The following is an 18,155-nucleotide window of genomic DNA, read 5'->3' on the forward strand; positions in this document are numbered from 1 at the left end:
CCCTTTCCCAGGCGGTTGATCAAGAGGTTCGCGTCACCACACGCCGGTCCGATGACGCGAACCTCTTGATCAACCGGAGAAAGAGGGGCCGGCGGCGAGCAGCAGGATCGTGGTGACCAGGCCGGCGCCGAGCACCACCATGATCGGGCGGGGGCCGAGCATCGCGTGCCGGCGGTCGGCGAGCGCCCGCGCCGGCGCGAGCCCCATCAACGGCCCGAGCAGCGTCACCACCAGCGCCAGCACCGGCATCCCGACGGCCAGGTCGCCGCCGTACCCGACGCCGAGCGCCCGCGCGGCGACGCCCAGCGCGTACCCGAGCACCGCGCCGCCCACCCCGCACAGCGCCAGCAACGGGTTGACCGAGCCCGGCAGCTCGCCCGGCTGCCCGGCCCGGTTGAGCAGGTCACGAACCCGGCCGAGAAGCAACGCCGGGTCGCCGGGCGCACCGCCGTTGGCCGGCACGGGCGGTCCGCCGATGCGGCGGGCGCCCAGCCGGGCGCGGGCCTGCTGCCACAGGTGCGCCACCTCGGCGTCTACCCGTTCCTGCTCCTCGCGGGCGTCGACCAGTTCCTGCTCGGCACGTCGCACCTCGGCGACGGCCTCGTCGACCGCGCGCTCGGCCGCCGCGCACTGCCGCTCGTACCAGGTGTGCGCCTCGGCGCGCTGTTCGCGCACCCGCGCGGTCAGTTCGGCGAGCCGTCGGAGCTGCGCCGTGTACGTCTCGCTGGCCACCGGTTCGTTCACCGCGACGGTCCGTAGGGGATGATCACGTGACCGGTGCGGTGCACGGCCCGGTCGAAGAAGAGCCCGCGCCACGGGCGGGGATACCAGTCCGGGCCGCCGGTGCCCGGATAGAGCGACGCGCCCAGCTCGCCGCCGTGCGCGTCCAACGCCACCCAGGCCCCGATCTGGTCGGTGCGGGCGGCCGGACCACCCAGGTCCGCGCGCATCCGTGCCACCCCCCGCCACCAGGCCAGCACGTGGGTACGCCGCTCCGGACCGTCGTGCAGGATCCGACGGAGCTGCTCCAGGCCGGTACGCCGGCCCGTCCGCGCCGCGAGGGCCCCGGCCGCCGCGTCGACCGCGAACAGCAGCAGGTAGTGCGGGCTGCCCGCGCCGGACAACCCGTCGGCCGTCTCGGTCATCAACTCGCCGACGGTCTCCTCGTCGTACCAGGCGGCGTCGTCGGCCAGGTCGTCGTAGAGCGCGCGGGCGATGCCGTCGGCGTCCGCGTCGAGGCAGGCGATGGAGAAGCGGGCGGTGCCCGGCGGGTGCTGGCGGGCCAGCGACCGGGCCGCCGCGTCCAGTACCGCGCACGCCTCGTCCACCCGGGTGCCGAGCACCGCCAGGTTGCGCCCGGGCGCGCGGGGCAGCCGCAGCGCCGCCGAACGCGCCTGTACGTCGATGATCTCGCCGAGCAGGGCCACCGGGTTACGCGGCGCGCGGCCGTCCGCCGGGGCTTCGAGAGCCGCGAAGTCGGGAGCATCGTTCAGCCGGGGGATCGCGTCACCGTCGAAGAGCCGGGCCGGGGCCGCGTCGGGTGGACGCATCCGCCACAGGCGGTGTTGCAGCCCGCTCCACGTCTCCCAGTCGCTGGCGGCCGGGATGCGGGCGACCTCGTTGCCCTCGACCAGGCCCGACTCGGCGTTGACCACCGCGTGCCAGCGCGGCAGTGACTGCGCCGCGTCGTTGCGTTCGGCGAGGATCCGCAGCGCCTTGGGCAGCGCGATCCGCAGGGCGAACTGGGCCACCAGCGCGGGACGCCCCCACAGCGCCTCGATGCCCCGTACGTCCTGGGAGGCGAGCACCAGGTGGATGCCCTGTGAGCGGCCGCGGCGGGCCAGGTCCTCCAACAGGTCGGCGGCTTCCCGGGCCACCACGTCACGGCCGGCCAGCAGCATCTGGAACTCGTCGACCACCGCGACGATCCGCGGCCAGTGCCCGGTCGGGTCCACCGCGCGCAGCTCGGCGAGCTTGGTGACCTCGTGCTTCTTGGCCGCGTCGGCGCGCCGGCGCAACTCCTCGGCGAGGAAGCGCAGCAGCGCCAGCCCGAACTCCCGGTCGGTGTTGACGTTGATCCCGACCAGGCGCATGTGCGGCAGCCAGCTCGGGTCACGCCGGCCCTGCGCGAACCGGGCGAAGGATACGCCCTCCTTGAAGTCCAGCAGATAGAACTCCAGCTCGGCGGGGGAGTAGCGGGCCGCGAGCGCGCCGATCCACGCGAAGATCAGGTTCGTCTTGCCGGTGCCGGACGGGCCGCCGATGAGGGCGTGCGGCGGATAGTCGGCGAGCGTCAGGCGTACCGGCCGACCCTGCGGTCCCTCGCCGATCGGCACGGTCAGGCCGTCCGCCGAGTTCTCCCGCCACATCAGCTCCGGTGGCGGCAACAGGTCGCCGAACGGCGTCGGCGGCGGGCCGGCGTTCACCTGGGCGGCTATCTCGCGGCAGGTCTCGGTGACCAGCGTCGCCGGCGGCGGTGGGTCCAGCCGCACCGACAGGCCCGACGGGCCGCCGATGCGGGCGCCCGACGCGTCCGCCACCACCCGGGTCACCGTCGGATCGTCGGGCAGCGCCACGCCACGGACCACCAGGTGCACCCCGCAGGCCGCGCCGGCCCGGACCACCCGGTCGAGCTGTCCGCGCTCGTGCCGGTTCAGCTCGTCGCCGCCGAGCAGCACCGCCACCCGCCACGGCTCGGGGCGACGACCGGTCGCCGAGGCCAGCTCCCGCAGGGACCCGTACTCGCCGGCCAGCACCGTCTCGTTGATCCGCCGGATCTGTTCGACCAGGTCGTCCAGGAGCGGACCCAGTCCGCCGGGGCCGACGAAGGTGAGCAGCCCCGCCGTGCCCAGCGGCGCGAACCCGGCCAGGCCGCCGCCGAGGTGCTCCGGGTCGTACCCGATGAGTCGTACGCCACCGGGGTCGGCGCGGCCGACGGCCCGCAGCAGCAGCGCGGACACCACGGCGTCGCAGCCGGCGCGGTCGTCTCCGGACAGGTGGACGTGCCCGGCGTCGAGCAGCGGCACCAGCGCGGGCACCGGGTCGACGTCGTCGAGCCGGACCGTGCCGACCCGCAGCGCGCCGGGCGGTTCGGACCGGCGCAGGGGTGTGGGCGTCCAGCCCGGCCAGTCGGCGCCGGCGCAGCCGGGCGCTTCCCGGCGGGCGGCGTCGGCGGCGTGGCGGGCAAGCTCCGCGATGCGGGTGGCGTGCCGGGCGTCGATCTCGGCGAGGCGACGGTCGCGCTGGCCGCCCACCCGCTCCGGGACGGCGGCGGCGGCCCGGCGGACCCGGGCGAGCCGCTCGCGTCCGGCGCTCAGGTCGGCCTGCGCCGTGGACAGTCGGGTGCGGGTGGCGCCCAGCGCCTCGGCGAGGGAGTCCCGGACCCGGGCGGCGAGCTGCCCGCGCCGGTCAGCCATCGGAGCCCCGGCGTGCCGGCGCGTCCCGCCACGGGCTGCCCGTGCGGGGCGACACGACCCCACCCGACGCCTGTCCCCCCGCCGCGCCGGAACGCGGCGGACCGGCGGCGCGTCGATCGCTCGGGAGTGGGCTCGCGCCGCCGTCGTGTGAACCGCCGGCGCGCTTGTCGTCGCGGCGTGGACTCGTGTTCGCGCCGCCGGTGGTCGGCTCGGCGGCGGCCCGAGGGGTTCCCGTGGGTAGGTCCCGGCCCAGCCGGGCGAGCAGCAGCCCGGCCGTCACTCCGGCGGCCACCGCGGAGTCGGCGGCGTGCGGCGGCTCCCCGGACGACCGTGGCGGTGGCATCCGGCACACCCGGGTCAGCAGCGTCTCCAACACCGGCGGCGGCAACCCGGGCAGCAGATCCCGTACCCGGCCGTCCAGCTCACCGCGCAGACGGCCGAGGTCCGTGGCGCGGGGCGGGTGCCCCAGCAGCTCACCGGCCAGCTCGCGCAGCAACGGTGGCGCGAGCGCCGCCATGCCGAGGCCCACGTCGGCCGAGGCGCGGCGCAGCTCGGTCCGCAGCCGGTCACGGTCGCCGGCGCGGACGCCGCGCACGACCCGGCGCAGCAACTCCTGCGAGTCGCGCAGCGCTTCGTCGGGCTCGTCCGCGTCGGCGTCGCGCCCGCCGGTCAGCTCCGCCACCCGTACGGACCACCAGCGACGCATCCGTACCTGCTCGGGCCGCTCCGGCGGCACGGTGGTCGGACCGTCCGACGGCGCCTCGTCGTGCCGCTGGTCGCGCTGCTGCGGCCGGGGCGGCGGAGCGCCGTCGGCGGCCAACCCGATCGCGGCCAGATACGCGGACAGTTGCTCCTGCGCCACCCGTAGCGCGTAGTTGGCGCTCTCGGCGTGCTCGGTGGCGGCGGACAGTTCGGGCACCCCCATCGGGTTGGCCGATTCCTGCCGGACCCAGCGCAGCCGCTCGGCGGCCAGGCCGAACTTCTCCAGGGCCTGACCGAGCAGGCCCACCGGGAACTCCTCGCTGGCCGCCCGGACCTGGCCGCCGATGTCCTCGATGATGGACACGTCGGCCTACAGCGTGGAGACGTAGAGCTGGGCCTGCTCGACAGCGACCAGTGTCGCGGCGAGACACTCCTCCAGCTCCTGGCTGGCCTGTGTCAGCGACGCCTGGGCCGCCTCGACCGTCTCGTGGCCGCTGCCCTCCAACGCGCCGGCCAGGGTCTGTTGTGCCTCGGCCAGCTTCTCACCCGCCGCCTGGACGGCTGTCTGCCCGTCACCGATCTGTTGGAGGGCGACATCGATGGCAGCCTTCAGCTCGGCGACGCTCGCCACGGCGGAACCTCCTGGGGGCGGGGAGATCTCCATTAGAGCCTATCGGCGTCCCCGGGAGAACATCCGCCCTGGCGGTGTTGATGCCCGCCTGACCGTTAACCCCCGTGAAGTGCCGGGAGTCCGTTCTGTGGGAGTCCCAGTGCGAGAACCTTTCAGTTATCGCGGAGCCAGCGGGGGCCGTACACCTCGGCGCCCAGGGCCGTGACCCGCTCGCGCAGTTCCCGGTCGGCGGTGACCACCAGCCGGCGACGCTGCGGTGCGGCCTGCACCAGCTCGACCACCGTGTCGTCACCCGAGCCGGGGGCGGAGACCACGCGCACCTCGTCGATGCCGGGCACGTCCCGCGCCGCGCCCTCGACCACGAGCACCACGTCGACCGGTGCCGTCAACCGGGCGGGCAGCCCCTCGGCGGCCACCGGCGCGAGGGCGTCCCGCAACCGGGCGGCGGCCCCGGCCCGGTCCCGCCACCACCCGTTGGGCCGGGAGCCCACCACGTTGGCGCCGTCCACGATCAGCAGCGGGTTCTCCGTCATGCCGCCAGCCTGCCACCACCCGGCCGAACCGGCCGGACGCCACTCCACAGCGAGGTGCGCCACCGCCTGCGGCGTTTGTCGGGCCGGGTGCCGGGTAGCCCCTGCCGACCGTGCCGCGCCCGACTGCGGAGGAGAGACATGATGGGACCCGGTGATCTCGGCTCCGACCCGTGGGACGAATTCCTGGCCCGGTACTTCGGCCGGGGTGAGGGAGGACGCCGACCGCCGCACCGGGTCGACATCACCCGACTGATGACCGCCGACGCGCGGGAGATGCTGGCCGACGCGGCCCGTCGCGCCGCACAACGGCAGAGCAACGACCTGGACACCGACCACCTGCTCTGGGCCGCGCTGCAACGCGAACCCCTGCGCGACCTGGTCCGTCGGGCCGGCGCCGACCCGGACACCCTGCTCAACGCGCTCGGCGGCAAGGGCGACGGCGCGCCGCGCGGCGAGGTGCCGCCCAACCTGTCGCTCACCCCGGCGGCCAAGCGGGCGCTGCTCGACGCCCACCAGCTGTCCCGGGCGATGGGCGCGAACTACATCGGCCCCGAGCACATCCTGATGGCCCTGCCGCTCAACCCGGAGTCGCCGGCCGGGCGGATGCTGGCCGCCGGCCGGATCCAGCCGGAGTCGTTGCAGGCCGCCAACGCCGAGCGCGGCCCGATGAACGGACCGAAGCCGGACCGGGGTACGCCCACCCTCGACCAGTACGGCCAGGACCTCACCGACCTGGCCCGCAACGACCAGATCGACCCGGTGATCGGACGGGCCGACGAGATCGAACAGGCCGTGGAGATCCTGTCCCGGCGGACCAAGAACAACCCGGTGCTCATCGGTGAGGCCGGTGTCGGCAAGACCGCCATCGTCGAAGGGTTGGCCGAGCGGATCTGCGACGGGGACGTCCCGCAGACCCTGCTCGGCAAGCGGGTCGTCCAACTCGACCTCGCCGGCCTGGTCGCCGGCACCCGCTACCGGGGTGACTTCGAGGAGCGCCTCAAGAAGGTGATCGACGAGATCCGGGCGCACCGCGACGAGCTGATCATCTTCCTGGACGAGATCCACACCCTGGTCGGCGCGGGTGGCGCCGGCAGCGAGGGCGGGATGGACGCGTCCAACATGCTCAAGCCCGCCCTGGCGCGGGGCGAGCTGCGGGTGATCGGCGCGACCACGCTCGACGAGTACCGCAAGAGCATCGAGAAGGACGCGGCTCTGGCCCGGCGTTTCCAGCCCGTGCTGGTGCCGGAGCCGAGCATCGACGACACGATCGCGATCCTGCGCGGACTGCGGGACCGGTACGAGGCGCACCACCAGGTGCGCTTCACCGACGAGGCGCTGGTCACCGCCGCCGAGCTGTCCGACCGGTACGTCACCGACCGGTTCCTGCCGGACAAGGCCATCGACCTGATCGACCAGGCCGGCGCGCGCGTGCGGCTGCGCACCCGTACGCCGGCGTCCGACGTGCGCGAGCTGGAACAGGAGCTCGACGACGTACGCCGCGACAAGGAGCAGGCCGTCACCGACGAGCAGTACGAGCGGGCGTCGGCGCTGCGCGACCGGATCGCCGAGCTGGAGGGGGAGATCCGGCGCGCCAACGGCGAGGACGGGATGTCGTCCTCGCAGGTGCCCGAGGTGGGTCCACAGGAGATCGCCGAGGTGGTCTCCCGGGCCACCGGTATCCCGGTCAGTCAGCTCACCGAGGAGGAACGCGACCGGCTGTTGCGGCTGGAGGGTCACCTGCACGAGAAGGTGGTCGGCCAGGACGACGCGGTCACCGCGGTGGCCGAGGCGGTGCGCCGTTCCCGCGCGGGGCTGGCGGACCCGGACCGCCCGATGGGCAGCTTCCTGTTCCTCGGCCCCACCGGAGTCGGCAAGACCGAGCTGGCCCGGGCCCTGGCCGAGGCGCTGTTCGGCGAGGCGGACCGCATGGTGCGGGTGGACATGAGCGAGTTCCAGGAGCGGCACACGGTCAGCCGGCTGGTCGGCGCCCCACCCGGGTACGTCGGCTACGAGGAGGCCGGCCAGCTCACCGAGGCGGTGCGCCGCCGCCCGTACGCGGTGGTGCTGCTCGACGAGATCGAGAAGGCGCACCCGGACGTGTTCAACATCCTGCTCCAGGTGCTCGACGACGGGCGGCTCACCGACAGCCAGGGCCGTACGGTGAACTTCAAGAACACCGTCCTGATCATGACGAGCAATCTCGGCTCCGAACTGATCACGGGGACGCAGCGTGCCGTCGGGTTCGGCACCGGCGCGCCCGGCAGCGAGCAGGAGAACGACGAGCTGCGCGAGCGGCTGATGCGCCGCCTCCAGGAGAACTTCCGGCCGGAGTTCCTCAACCGCATCGACGAGATCATCATCTTCCGTCGGTTGGAGGCCGAGCAGTTGCGCGACATCACCGCGCTGCTGCTGGAGGACACCCGCCGCCGGATGCACGCCCAGGACATCCAGGTGGAGGTCACCACCGCCGGCGTGGACTGGCTCGCCGAGCACGGCTACCAACCGGAGTTCGGCGCCCGTCCGCTGCGCCGGGTGATCCAGCGCGAGGTCGACAACCACCTGTCCCGGATGCTGCTGGAATCGGCGATCTCACCCGGGCAGAAGGTCGTCGTGGACGCCCGCGACGGGCAACTCACCTTCGACGTGACCGCGGGCGAGCGGGGGTACACCGCCGCCACGACAACACACCCGCGATGAGCGGGCCGGCGGGACGCGACGACCACGAGGACCGCGACGAGCCGCACGAGCACGCGGAGGCCGCGAAACCCCGGGACGAGGACGACCACCCCGACCCGATCCTGGCGCCCCCGACCGCGAACCCACGCCGGACGCGGGTGCCCGCCGAGGGCCTGCATCCCAAGACCGACCAGGACGACCCGGAGACGCGAGAGGAGACGTGATGGTACGCGACACGCGGCTCGACCCCGAGGTGGAAGTGCTCTGGGAGGACTTCCACGCCGAGGTCAACGTCCCGTCGGAGCAACTGCGCACCTGGCTGTTGACCCGGGGCTCGGGGGAGGAGTCGTTCAGTCCGAACCCGGACCTGGACCTGCCCCAGCCGGGGCGGGAGATCCTCAAGGTGCTCAACAAGCGCAAGGTCGACCTCACGCCGGAGGACATCGAGGTGATGCGGGAGGCGGTCGAGCGGATCCGCGGGCTGATGGACGCCAAGCCCCGGCGCGGCAACGCCGACGACGAGTGGCGGCACTCGCTGCTCGACCTCGGCCACGATCCGCTCGTGGAGCGCTGAGCACGGCCGTACGCGACGGCGCCGACCCGGTACCGGGACGGCGCCGTCGTAGTGCCTACTGACCCTGGTCGGACTCCAGGCTGCCGATGGTCAGCCCCGCCGCGTCGGCGGCGGCGTCCCGCTCGCCCCGGGTCTGGTCCTCGCGGGTGAGCAGGTTGGCGTACTCGGTGACGTCGGCCGGGTCGGGCACCTCCGGGAGCCGGCGCAGGAACGCCTCCACCTGACGGACGGCGGCGGTGTGGGCGGCGGCGGCCTGGCGAAGCAGTTCGCGGTCGTCGGCGGGCGGGTAGAGATCGGTCATGTCCGCCAGATACCCCGGCAGCGGCGGTTCGCACCGCCGGTGACCGCCGCGTCGCCGGTGGTCTTCGTCTCGCCGCTGGCGGGGTCACCGGCCGGCGATGCCGTCCAGGAGGGTGGTCAGGTTGTGGTCGAAGGTCTCGTCGGCGTCGAGGTGCGCGCCGTCGACGACGAGGCGGGCGACGGTCGGATAGCGGCCCGTGTCGAGCATGCGCGTCAGGTAGGGGCCGAGGCTGGCCTGCCAGGCGCTCAACTCGGTGCCGGTGGAACGGGCGGTGCGGCGCTCGGTGACCTCCCGCCGTAGCGCCCCGACGATGAAGGCGTTGAGGGCGCCCAGGGCCCGCTGGAGGTCGTCGATGCCGCGTACGTCGGGGGCCCGGCTGAGCGCCGCGGCGGTCGACTCGCCCACGGCGAGCGCGTGCGGCCCCAGCTGGGGCCGCCCGCCGAGCAGGTCGGAGAACCACTCGTGGGCGAGGGCGGCGGCGCGGGTCCGTCGCACGATGGCCAGCACCGTGTCGCGCCACCCGGACTGCGGGCCGGTCGCGGCGATCTCGGCGTAGACCGCGTCGACCATCAGGTCGAGCAGCTCTGACCGGTTGGCGACGTAGTCGTAGAGCCGCATCGGGCCGACGCCGAGTTCCTTGGCGAGCCGGCGGATCGACAGGCCGTCGAGGCCGTGCGCGTCGGCGAGCCGGATCGCCGTCTCGGCGATCTTCGCGCGGGTCAGCGGCACCGGCGTCGCCCGCGGGCGGGGCTCCGGCCGTTCCCACACGGGCACCACTTCGCTACCGTACGGTGTATCCACGCAATACAGTGTACGGTAAGGGGCATGACGATGCGACTGGCGATCGTGGGCGGCGGCCTCGGAGGGCTGACGTTGGCGCGGATCCTGCACCTGCACGGCATCGAGGCGGTGGTCCACGAACGCGAGGCGGACCGGTCCGCGCGCTCGCAGGGCGGCATGCTCGACCTGCACCCGGAGTCCGGGCAGCGCGCCCTCACCGAGGCGGGCCTCGGCGCGGTGTTCCGGTCCTCGGCGCGGCCCGAGGGCGAGGAGCACCGCATCCTCGATCCGGCCGGACGTACCCTCGTGCACCACACGCCGCGCCCCGGCTCGTTCGACGGACGCCCGGAGATCGACCGCACCGTCCTGCGTGCCCTGCTGCTCGACGCGCTCCCGCCCGACGCGGTCGCCTGGGGGCATCGCCTCGTCGCGGCGACGCCGCGGCCCGCCGGGGGTTTCCTGCTGACCTTCGACGGCGGTGACCGGGCCGAGTGCGACATCCTCGTCGGCGCGGACGGCGCCCGCTCGGTCGTTCGACCGCTGCTGATCGACGCGCCCCTGTCGTACGTCTCCACCCACGTGGATCTGACCATCGGCGACGCCGACCGGCGCCACCCGGATCTCGCCGACATGGTCGGCCCGGGCAACCTGTGGTGCGTCGGCGTCAACCAGATCCTCGCCGCGCAGCGCCTCGGCGACGGCAGCATCCGGGTCGGCATCTCCCTGCGCGCGCCGGACCGTGACCTGGACGCCTACCGCAGCAAGGACGCTCTGCGTGCGCTCTTCGACGGTTGGGACGCGCGCCTGGTCGCCCTCCTCGACGCCGGCGACGACGCGCCGACGCCACGCCGGGTCGAGGCGATGCCGGTCGACGCCCGCTGGGTCCACCAGCCGGGAGTCACCCTCCTCGGCGACGCCGCGCACCTCATGCCGCCGGTCGGTGAGGGCGCCAACCAGGCCATGCTGGACGCCGCCGAACTCGCCCGCGAACTCGTCGCCAACCCGACCGACCCGGACGCGGCGATCCAGGCGTACGAGGAGGCGATGTTCGCCAGGATCCAGCCGATCGCCGAGATGTGCGCACGGGTCCAAGCGATGATGCTGTCGCCGACGGCGGCGGACGACCTCGTCCGCTTCTTCACCCGGCGGCCCGCCGAGCCCGTCGGGCAGTAGGCCCTCACACCCCGCTGGGCTGCCGGACGCCGAAGGCCGGGTTGCGCACCAGCCAGTCCAGGTAGGTGGGGTGCGACGCCAGCGAGTCGGTGTACGCCGCCTTCGCCGTCGCCAGCAGCAGTTCCGCGTCGCGGGCGGCGGGCGAGTCCGGGTGCCACCCCAGCAGCAGCCGCCAGCGCAGGGGGACACCGGCCAACCGTCGGGTGACCAGACCGGCCACCGGCCGGAACGTCGCCTGGCACAGGGCCACCGCCACGCCCGCGTCCACCAGGTCGACGCAGCCACGGATGTCGGTCTCGTACACCTTGCGCGGGGTGAAGCCGGCGCGGGCGCAGGCGGCGGCGAAACAGTCGCCGAAGCAGCCGTCGCCGGGCGCCGCCACCCACTGCTCGTGGCGCAGGTCGCCCAGGCGCACCTCGTCCCGGTCGGCCAGCGGGTGGCTCGCCGGCAGCAGGACCAGCACCGGGTCGACGGCCACCTCCCGCCACCGCAACCCGAACTCGGCCGACGGCGTGGCGTCCCCGCAGACGCCGGTGAGGGCGAAGTCCAACCGTCCGCCGGCCACCAACTGCGCCAGCTCGTCCACGGACCACGAGGCGTACGTGGTGATCTGGGCCGGGGGCTCCTCGGCGGCCAGCCGGTGCACCAGCCGGCCCAGGATCGGGCTGTTCACCCCACCCAGCCGGTAGCACCGCGACACCTCCGCCGCGCCGGCCAACCGTGCCGCCTCGTCCTGGAGGCCCTTCATGGCCGGCAGCAGCACCCGGGCCCGGGCGAGCACCAGCTCACCGAGCGCGGTGGGCCGGGCGCCGCGCCGATCCCGGTCGAACAGCGGCCCGCCCAGCGTCCGTTCGATCCGTTGGAGCTGGGCGGTCAACGCCGGCTGGGCGAGCCCGAGCGCCGACGCCGCCTTGGTCACACTCCCTGTCTCCGCGATCGCGCAGACCACCCGCAGGTGTCGCAGCTCCAGGTTCATACGGTGACGGTAGGACCACGCCGGAGCCTGCGGAAGGGGCCAAGTGGATCGGTGACATTGAATGCATTACGTGGTGCGGCGCGCGGCTTCAGTCGCGCGGCGGCTCCGGCAGGTCCTTGAGGTACGTCGGCCGCCGCGTCACCGCGTCGATCACCTTGTCCACCACGCCCACCGCCGGCTCGACGATCCGGTTCCAGGGCGGCGTGGCCGGGGTGCCCGGGTGCGGCCGGGTCGGTGCGGCCTCCTCGGCGATCTCCAACCGGTTGCCCAGCCGGATCAGCTCCTCCGGGGTCGCCACCGCACGCAGCTCGGCGACCAGCGCCCCCACGCCGTCGACGTGCCGACGGACCCGCTCGGCGACCTCGGTCACGGTCTCGTCGTTCAGCCCCTTCAGGGAGGCCAGCAGCGCCGCGTCCGCGTCGATCTCCGCGTCCACCCGGCCGGCCTCGGCCGGCAGCGCCGCCCGTACCGCCGGCAGCAGGTACTGCTCCTCGGCGGAGATGTGCCGCGACAGCGCGGCGGTGAGCACCGCCAGCGCCTCCTGCGGCGTCGCGTCGGGGCCGGTCAACTGGTCCACGAGGGTCAGCAACTGCCGGTGCTCGCGGTCCACGATGTCGGCGACGCTGCGGCCACCGGGCCGGTAGCCCTGCTCGGGTGCGGGCGCGGGCGGCAACGGGGGTAGGGGAACGGCGGACATGATGCCCTCCTCGACTGGCGGGCGGAAGCTCCGGCAGGGGATGTGCGGTCGTGGGCGGCGGTACCCGAACGCGCCCGTCACGAAACCGTCGCCCGATTCGTCGGCCTGGATGCCCGGCCGCGTCTCGTCGGTGCGCCGGCCCGCCGGTAACTCCGGGCTGGTATGAAGGGGCGATGACGAGCGACGCCGCCTCCGCCCGACCGGACCCCACCGCGGAGGTCGTGGACCTCTGCCGCGACCTGCTGCGCATCGACACCACCAACACCGGTGACAACGACACCAGCGTCGGCGAACGCCGCGCGGCCGAGTACGTGGCGGAGAAGCTCGCCGAGGTGGGCGTCGAGTCGGTCCTGCACGAGTCCGCGCCCGGCCGGGCGAACGTCGTCGCCCGCATCCCCGGCGCCGACCCGAGCCGGGAAGCCCTGCTCGTGCACGGCCACCTGGACGTGGTGCCCGCCGACGCCGGCGAGTGGTCGGTGCACCCGTTCTCCGGCGAGCAGCGCGACGGCTACCTGTGGGGCCGCGGCGCCATCGACATGAAGGACTTCGACGCGATGGTGCTCGCCGTGGTGCGGCACTGGCAGCGCACCGGCGTCCGGCCCCCGCGCGACATCGTGCTCGCGTACACCGCCGACGAGGAGGCGGGTAGCGACTACGGAGCGCGCTTCCTGGTCGAGAACCACCGTGACCTCTTCGACGGCTGCACCGAGGCGATCGGCGAGGTCGGCGGGTTCTCCTACTCGGTCAACGACAGCCAGCGCCTCTACCTGATCGAGACCGCCGAGAAGGGTATCGACTGGCTGCGGCTGCACGCCAAGGGTCGCCCCGGGCACGGGTCGATGGTGCACGACGACAACGCCGTCACCGCCCTCGCCGAGGCCGTGGCCCGCATCGGTCAGCACCGCTTCCCGGTGGTGGTCACCGACACCGTACGGGCGTTCCTGACCGAGGTCTCCGACCTGCTCGGCATCGAGTTGGACCCGGACGACCCGGAGGTCGCCATCGCCAAGCTCGGCCCGATCGCCAACATCATCGGGGCGACCATCCGCAACACGGCCAACCCGACCCGGCTCGCCGCCGGGTACAAGGACAACGTCATCCCGGGCCGTGCCACCGCCACCATCGACTGCCGCAGCCTTCCCGGCCAGTCCGAGATGCTCGAGCGGCAGTTGCGCGAGCTGGTCGGCCCGGACATCGACATCGAGTACGTCCAGCGGCAGCCCGCGTTGGAGACCACCTTCGACGGCGACCTCGTCGAGGCCATGTCGGCGGCGCTGCGCGCCGAGGACCCGGGCGCGCGTCCGGTGCCGTACATGCTCTCCGGCGGCACCGACGCGAAGGCGTTCTCGACGCTCGGCATCCGCTGCTTCGGGTTCGCGCCGCTGCGGCTGCCCGCCGACCTGAACTTCTCCGCGCTGTTCCATGGCATCGACGAGCGCGTTCCGGTCGACGGACTACAGTTCGGCGTGCGGGTTCTCGACCGGTTCCTCCGCACCTGTTAGCAGTGTCCGCGTTACCTCCCCATCGTGAAGGGACTGCCCCACATGACCGACCAGCACGGTGAGCTGGACGCCGCACTCGAGCGGGTGATCGAAGCGGCCCGCCACCACCTGGCCGCCGTACGCGCCGCGCAGGGCCGCGTCGACGACGACGACGTCTGGCAGGCGTACGTGGCGTTGAACAACGCCTCCTTCGCCTACGACGAGCAGCTCCTCGACGCCTTCGGTGAGGTCACGCCATGGGACGTCGACTCGATCGACCCGGACGAGGCCGACGAGCGCTTCGGCGGGGAGAGCGTCGAGGCCAGCGACCCGCACCCCCGCGTGATCTCGGTGCGGCAACGCCGCGACTACCGGGTGCCGAGCATCTCCGCGCTGCTGCGGGCGGCCGAGGCGGCCCGTCGTGAGGGCACCCCGGAGGACGACGAGCCGGCTCCGGTGGAGGGCGTCGGCGAGGCGGTGCTGGAGCTGCTGCAGAGCGGCGACGGCTCGCTCGGCGCGCTGGACGTCCCGGAGCTGGAACCGCTCGACGGGGTGGTGATGGTCAGCGAGGTGGGCACCCCGGTCGACCTGGAGTCGTTCGACGACGACGACGCGGTCGGCCCGTTCCAGCCGGCCGGTGACGACCGGCTCGTCGGTCGGCTCGACGAGCACCCGTTCCTGGAGCTGGACGACGACGACCACGACCACGCCGGGCACCAGCACTAGGGCCGTACGACGCCCGGGACCCGACCGAGTGCGGTTCGGGCCCCGGGCGTTCCGTCGCGCTGTCCCGGCCGGGTGCCTGTCAGTACGACAGGCCCGGCTGCGGCTGGTTGACCCGCCGACGGCGCAGCATGACCTGCCGCGTGCCGTCACGGAACAGCCGTACCCGGGCCAACTCCCATCCGGAGAACTCCGCCTGGATCGCCAACTGCGCCGCGGCGGTCAACCGGTCGACGTTCGGCGGCAGCCGCAGCGGCGCGTACTCGTAGTCCATGCCGTCCATGCTGCCCAGCCCGGCGGCCGTTTGCCACCCCCTGGCGGGTGACCAACGCCGCTGCCGCGCGTGGTTCGTGCCGTCCTGGCCGTCGGCGGGCGCTTCCCGCCGTCCGGACCAGCTCGGGTCACCCGTCGCGCTCGGGGTAGCCGACCGGCACCGAGGAGACGTCCTCCAGCGCGGTGGTGATCTCCTCGGGCAGCGTGATGCGCTCGACCTGCAAGGCGCCGAGCAGTTGGCCCACGGTGCGGGCGCCCAGGATCGGCGCGGTCACCCCGGGCCGGTCCCGGATCCACGCCAGCGCGACCTCCAGCGGCGACACGCCCAGGCCGCCGGCCGCGGTCGCCACCGCCTCCACGATGCTGGAGCAGCGCGGCTCCAGGTAGGTGGAGACGAACCGTTCGAAGTGCGGGGAGGCGGCCCGGGAGTCCGCCGGCCGCCCGTGCCGGTACTTGCCGGTGAGCACCCCTCGACCCAGCGGCGACCAGGGCAGCACGCCGAGGCCCAGGGCGTCAGCGGCCGGCAGCACCTCGCGCTCCACGCCCCGCTCCAGCAGTGAGTACTCCACCTGGGCGGCGACCACCGGCGCCCGACCCGGCCAGGCCGTCTGCCACGCGGCGGCCCGCGCGGTCTGCCAACCGGAGAAGTTCGACACCCCCACGTAACGGACCTTCCCGCTGGCCACCGCGTGGTCCAGTGCCGCGAGGGTCTCCTCCAGGGGGGTGTCCGGGTCGTACCCGTGCACCTGGAACAGGTCGACGTGGTCGGTGCCGAGCCGTCGCAGCGACGCCTCCAGGGTGCGCAGCAGGTGGCCCCGGGAGCCGTCGCGCCGCCGGGCGCTGCCCGGCCGCAACCCCGCCTTCGTGGCGATCAGCAGCTCGTCGCGGGGGACGAGGGCGCCCAGCAGTGACCCGATCACCGACTCGGCGTCGCCGTCGCCGTACACGTCGGCGGTGTCGATCAGGTTGCCGCCGGCGTCGAGGAAACTCTTCAGCTGGGCGGCCGCATCGTCGGCGTCGGTGTCCCGGCCCCAGGTCATGGTGCCGAGCGCGAGCCGCGAAACCGCCAGCCCGCTTCGGCCGAGCGGTCGCTGTTGCATGGGTGAACCTTATTTCGAACCCGCCGCCACCGATATCCTCGCTCCCGTCATCTCTGCCGGTTCTGCCGGTTCCGCCGCCGCGAGGCACCGCGACGGACGGGGGATCATTGGCGGAGAGCCGGTGATCGGGTCCGTTTTCGGCATTGCGTAACCTGGTGCGACCTGTGCCACGGATGGGGGAGGACCAGTGCGACTCGGGCTCAGCCTCGGATACCAGACAGCGTGGAGTACGCCCGCCGACCACCTGGCGCTGGCCCAGGAGGCGGACCGCCTCGGCTACTCGGTGGTGTGGGCGGCGGAGGCGTACGGCTCCGACTCGCCCAGCATGCTCGCCTGGATGGCCGGCCAGACGCAACGGATCGACGTGGGCGCGGCGGTCATGCAGATCCCTGCCCGCACGCCGGCGGCCACCGCGATGACCGCCGCCACCATCGACGCCCTCTCCGGTGGCCGGTTCCGCCTCGGCCTCGGCGTCTCCGGCCCGCAGGTGTCCGAGGGCTGGCACGGCGTGCGGTTCGCCAAGCCTCTCGGCCGCACCCGCGAGTTCGTCGACATCGTCAAGCTGGCCATCGCCCGCAAGGAGGTGGCGTACGACGGCGAGCACTACACGCTGCCGCTGCCCGACGGCCCCGGCAAGGCGCTGCGGTTGAGCTTCCACCCGCCCCGCGAGCACATCCCGATCTACCTGGCCGCCGTCGGCCCGAAGAACCTGGAGCTGGCGGGCGAGATCGCCGACGGCTGGCTCGCCGTGTTCTACGCGCCGGAGTTCGCCGACGAGCACCTCGCCGCCGTCTCCGCCGGTCGGGCCAAGGCCGGCAAGGAACTGGCCGGCTTCGACGTGGTGCCGTCCGTGCCGGTCGTCGTCGGCGACGACGTCGCCTCCTGCGCCGAGCTGGTCCGCTGGTACGCCGCGCTCTACGTGGGCGGGATGGGCAGCCGGCAGCAGAACTTCTACAACCAGCTCGCCACCCGGATGGGCTACGGCGACGCCGCCCGCGAGGTCCAGGACCTGTACCTGGCCAAGCGTCAGCGCGACGCCGCCGCCGCCGTACCCATGGAGTTCATCGACCGTACGTCGCTGCTCGGCCCGAAGGAGCGCATCGCGGAGCGGATGCGCGAGTACGCCGCCTCCGGCGTCACCACGCTGTCGGTGAGCCTGTTCGTGGCCGACCGGGACAGCGGTGTGCAGACCCTGCGGACCGTCGCCGAGGCTCTCGAGCTCTCGGGAGTCGGCGAGTGACCTGGGTTGAGGCCATCGTCCTGGGCATCGTCCAGGGGCTGACCGAGTTCCTGCCGGTCAGCTCGTCGGGGCATCTGCGGATCACCTCGGCGATCTTCTTCGACCGCGACGCCGGGGCGTCGTTCACCGCGGTCACCCAGCTCGGCACCGAAGCCGCCGTGCTGATCTACTTCGCGAAGGACATCTGGCGGATCACCCGTACCTGGCTGGTCGGCATCCGGGACACGTCGGTGCGCTCCAGCCTCGACTACCGGATGGGCTGGTACGTGATCGTCGGCTCGATCCCCATCGGGCTGTTCGGGTTCCTCTTCAAGGACCAGATCAAGACGGCCGGGCGCAACCTCTGGGTGGTGTCCACCACGCTGATCGTGTTCGCGTTCGTGCTGGCGTTCGCCGAGTACTGGGGTCGGCAGACCCGCACGCTGGAGAACTTCCGGATGAAGGACGGCATCGTGATGGGCTTCGCCCAGGCGATGGCGCTGGTTCCGGGCGTGTCCCGCTCCGGGGGCACCCTCACCGCCGGTCTGCTGCTCAACCTCACCCGGGAGGCGGCGGCGCGGTACTCGTTCCTGCTGGCCATCCCGGCGGTGGTGATGTCCGGCGTGTTCAGCCTCGGGGACGTCTTCGAACCGTCCGCCCCGGGCACGTCCGCGCCCTCGGTCGCCCAGATGATCGTGGCCACCGCCATCGCGTTCGGCATCGGGTACGCGGCCATCGCCTGGCTGCTGCGGTACGTCGCCCACCACACCCTGTACGTCTTCGTCCTGTACCGGGTCGCGTTGGGCACCCTGGTCCTGGCCCTGCTGCTGACCGGCACGATCAGCGCCACCTGACGCCTCTGCGCAGACGGCGATGGCCGGCGCCCGTTGTCGGGTGCCG

19 protein-coding genes are annotated in these 18,155 nt (G+C 73.5%); 8 read left to right on the top strand and 11 right to left on the bottom strand.

The annotated features are described in order from the left end of the window. Positions 1 to 69 precede the first annotated feature (69 nt). The 5 genes from ACTFTM_RS15045 to ACTFTM_RS15065 form a co-directional block, all read right to left on the bottom strand. A complete protein-coding gene (locus tag ACTFTM_RS15045) occupies positions 70 to 744 on the bottom strand; it encodes a hypothetical protein (protein ID WP_449566389.1) in 675 nt (224 codons plus the stop codon). After that, the gene (locus ACTFTM_RS15050; RefSeq protein ID WP_449566390.1) at positions 741 to 3,416 is read right to left on the bottom strand and encodes an FtsK/SpoIIIE domain-containing protein; all 2,676 of its coding nucleotides are present in this window, start codon (positions 3,414 to 3,416) and stop codon (positions 741 to 743) included. The genes ACTFTM_RS15045 and ACTFTM_RS15050 overlap by 4 nt, the downstream gene beginning before the upstream one ends. After that, positions 3,409 to 4,482 carry a hypothetical protein gene (locus tag ACTFTM_RS15055; protein WP_449566391.1) on the bottom strand — a complete coding sequence of 358 codons (1,074 nt, stop codon included), beginning with the start codon at positions 4,480 to 4,482 and terminating at the stop codon, positions 3,409 to 3,411. The genes ACTFTM_RS15050 and ACTFTM_RS15055 overlap by 8 nt, the downstream gene beginning before the upstream one ends. A gap of 6 nt (positions 4,483 to 4,488) precedes the next feature. After that, entirely contained in the window at positions 4,489 to 4,749 is a 261-nt protein-coding gene (locus ACTFTM_RS15060; RefSeq protein ID WP_007076395.1) for a hypothetical protein, read from the bottom strand. Between the two features lie 152 nt (positions 4,750 to 4,901). After that, positions 4,902 to 5,282: a hypothetical protein gene (locus ACTFTM_RS15065; RefSeq protein WP_449566392.1), complete on the bottom strand. Its 381-nt coding sequence runs from the start codon at positions 5,280 to 5,282 to the stop codon at positions 4,902 to 4,904. 138 nt (positions 5,283 to 5,420) lie between these two features. Here ACTFTM_RS15065 and ACTFTM_RS15070 point away from each other — a divergent pair, with 138 nt between their 5' ends. Genes ACTFTM_RS15070 through ACTFTM_RS15080 form a run of 3 tightly spaced genes read left to right on the top strand, consistent with a single transcriptional unit; the run spans position 5,421 to position 8,532 of the window. Beyond that, complete coding sequence (locus ACTFTM_RS15070) at positions 5,421 to 7,979, top strand: ATP-dependent Clp protease ATP-binding subunit (RefSeq protein WP_449566393.1); 2,559 nt, start codon at positions 5,421 to 5,423, stop codon at positions 7,977 to 7,979. Beyond that, on the top strand, positions 7,976 to 8,182 hold the full coding sequence (locus ACTFTM_RS15075) for a hypothetical protein (protein WP_449566394.1): 207 nt from the start codon (positions 7,976 to 7,978) through the stop codon (positions 8,180 to 8,182). The genes ACTFTM_RS15070 and ACTFTM_RS15075 overlap by 4 nt, the downstream gene beginning before the upstream one ends. Beyond that, positions 8,182 to 8,532: a DUF3140 domain-containing protein gene (locus ACTFTM_RS15080; protein WP_449566395.1), complete on the top strand. Its 351-nt coding sequence runs from the start codon at positions 8,182 to 8,184 to the stop codon at positions 8,530 to 8,532. The genes ACTFTM_RS15075 and ACTFTM_RS15080 overlap by 1 nt, the downstream gene beginning before the upstream one ends. 55 nt (positions 8,533 to 8,587) lie before the next feature. Here ACTFTM_RS15080 and ACTFTM_RS15085 read toward each other — a convergent pair whose 3' ends face one another. After that, positions 8,588 to 8,833: a hypothetical protein gene (locus ACTFTM_RS15085; RefSeq protein WP_449566396.1), complete on the bottom strand. Its 246-nt coding sequence runs from the start codon at positions 8,831 to 8,833 to the stop codon at positions 8,588 to 8,590. 84 nt (positions 8,834 to 8,917) lie between these two features. Next, positions 8,918 to 9,634, bottom strand: coding sequence for a TetR/AcrR family transcriptional regulator (locus tag ACTFTM_RS15090; protein WP_449566397.1), 717 nt, complete (start codon positions 9,632 to 9,634; stop codon positions 8,918 to 8,920). Between the two features lie 24 nt (positions 9,635 to 9,658). Here ACTFTM_RS15090 and ACTFTM_RS15095 point away from each other — a divergent pair, with 24 nt between their 5' ends. After that, complete coding sequence (locus ACTFTM_RS15095; protein WP_449566398.1) at positions 9,659 to 10,786, top strand: FAD-dependent oxidoreductase; 1,128 nt, start codon at positions 9,659 to 9,661, stop codon at positions 10,784 to 10,786. 4 nt (positions 10,787 to 10,790) lie between these two features. Here the strand turns inward: ACTFTM_RS15095 and ACTFTM_RS15100 are convergent, their stop codons facing one another. After that, the gene (locus ACTFTM_RS15100; RefSeq protein WP_449566399.1) at positions 10,791 to 11,762 is read right to left on the bottom strand and encodes a LysR family transcriptional regulator; all 972 of its coding nucleotides are present in this window, start codon (positions 11,760 to 11,762) and stop codon (positions 10,791 to 10,793) included. Positions 11,763 to 11,850: 88 nt separating this feature from the next. After that, positions 11,851 to 12,459 (bottom strand): hemerythrin domain-containing protein, encoded by a 609-nt coding sequence (locus ACTFTM_RS15105; protein ID WP_449566400.1) that lies wholly within the window; start codon positions 12,457 to 12,459, stop codon positions 11,851 to 11,853. 173 nt (positions 12,460 to 12,632) lie between these two features. Here ACTFTM_RS15105 and ACTFTM_RS15110 point away from each other — a divergent pair, with 173 nt between their 5' ends. Together ACTFTM_RS15110 and ACTFTM_RS15115 are read left to right on the top strand one after the other, a co-directional pair. After that, positions 12,633 to 13,961 carry a M20/M25/M40 family metallo-hydrolase gene (locus ACTFTM_RS15110; protein WP_449566401.1) on the top strand — a complete coding sequence of 443 codons (1,329 nt, stop codon included), beginning with the start codon at positions 12,633 to 12,635 and terminating at the stop codon, positions 13,959 to 13,961. Positions 13,962 to 14,003: 42 nt separating this feature from the next. After that, positions 14,004 to 14,666 carry a hypothetical protein gene (locus tag ACTFTM_RS15115; protein ID WP_449566402.1) on the top strand — a complete coding sequence of 221 codons (663 nt, stop codon included), beginning with the start codon at positions 14,004 to 14,006 and terminating at the stop codon, positions 14,664 to 14,666. A gap of 79 nt (positions 14,667 to 14,745) precedes the next feature. Here the strand turns inward: ACTFTM_RS15115 and ACTFTM_RS15120 are convergent, their stop codons facing one another. Both ACTFTM_RS15120 and ACTFTM_RS15125 read right to left on the bottom strand, forming a co-directional pair. Further along, positions 14,746 to 14,937 (bottom strand): DUF5703 family protein, encoded by a 192-nt coding sequence (locus ACTFTM_RS15120; RefSeq protein WP_039906151.1) that lies wholly within the window; start codon positions 14,935 to 14,937, stop codon positions 14,746 to 14,748. 127 nt (positions 14,938 to 15,064) lie between these two features. Beyond that, a complete protein-coding gene (locus ACTFTM_RS15125) occupies positions 15,065 to 16,036 on the bottom strand; it encodes an aldo/keto reductase (RefSeq protein ID WP_449566403.1) in 972 nt (323 codons plus the stop codon). A gap of 187 nt (positions 16,037 to 16,223) precedes the next feature. On the opposite strand from ACTFTM_RS15125, the gene ACTFTM_RS15130 reads away from it, so the two are divergent. Together ACTFTM_RS15130 and ACTFTM_RS15135 are read left to right on the top strand one after the other, a co-directional pair. Further along, a complete protein-coding gene (locus tag ACTFTM_RS15130; RefSeq protein WP_449566404.1) occupies positions 16,224 to 17,276 on the top strand; it encodes an LLM class F420-dependent oxidoreductase in 1,053 nt (350 codons plus the stop codon). Further along, positions 17,273 to 18,109, top strand: a complete 837-nt coding sequence (locus ACTFTM_RS15135) for an undecaprenyl-diphosphate phosphatase (protein ID WP_449566405.1) — start codon at positions 17,273 to 17,275, stop codon at positions 18,107 to 18,109. Before ACTFTM_RS15130 ends, ACTFTM_RS15135 begins: the two co-directional genes overlap by 4 nt. The last annotated feature ends 46 nt before the right edge of the window (positions 18,110 to 18,155 follow it).

It is taken from the genome of Micromonospora sp. RB23, assembly GCF_053585025.1.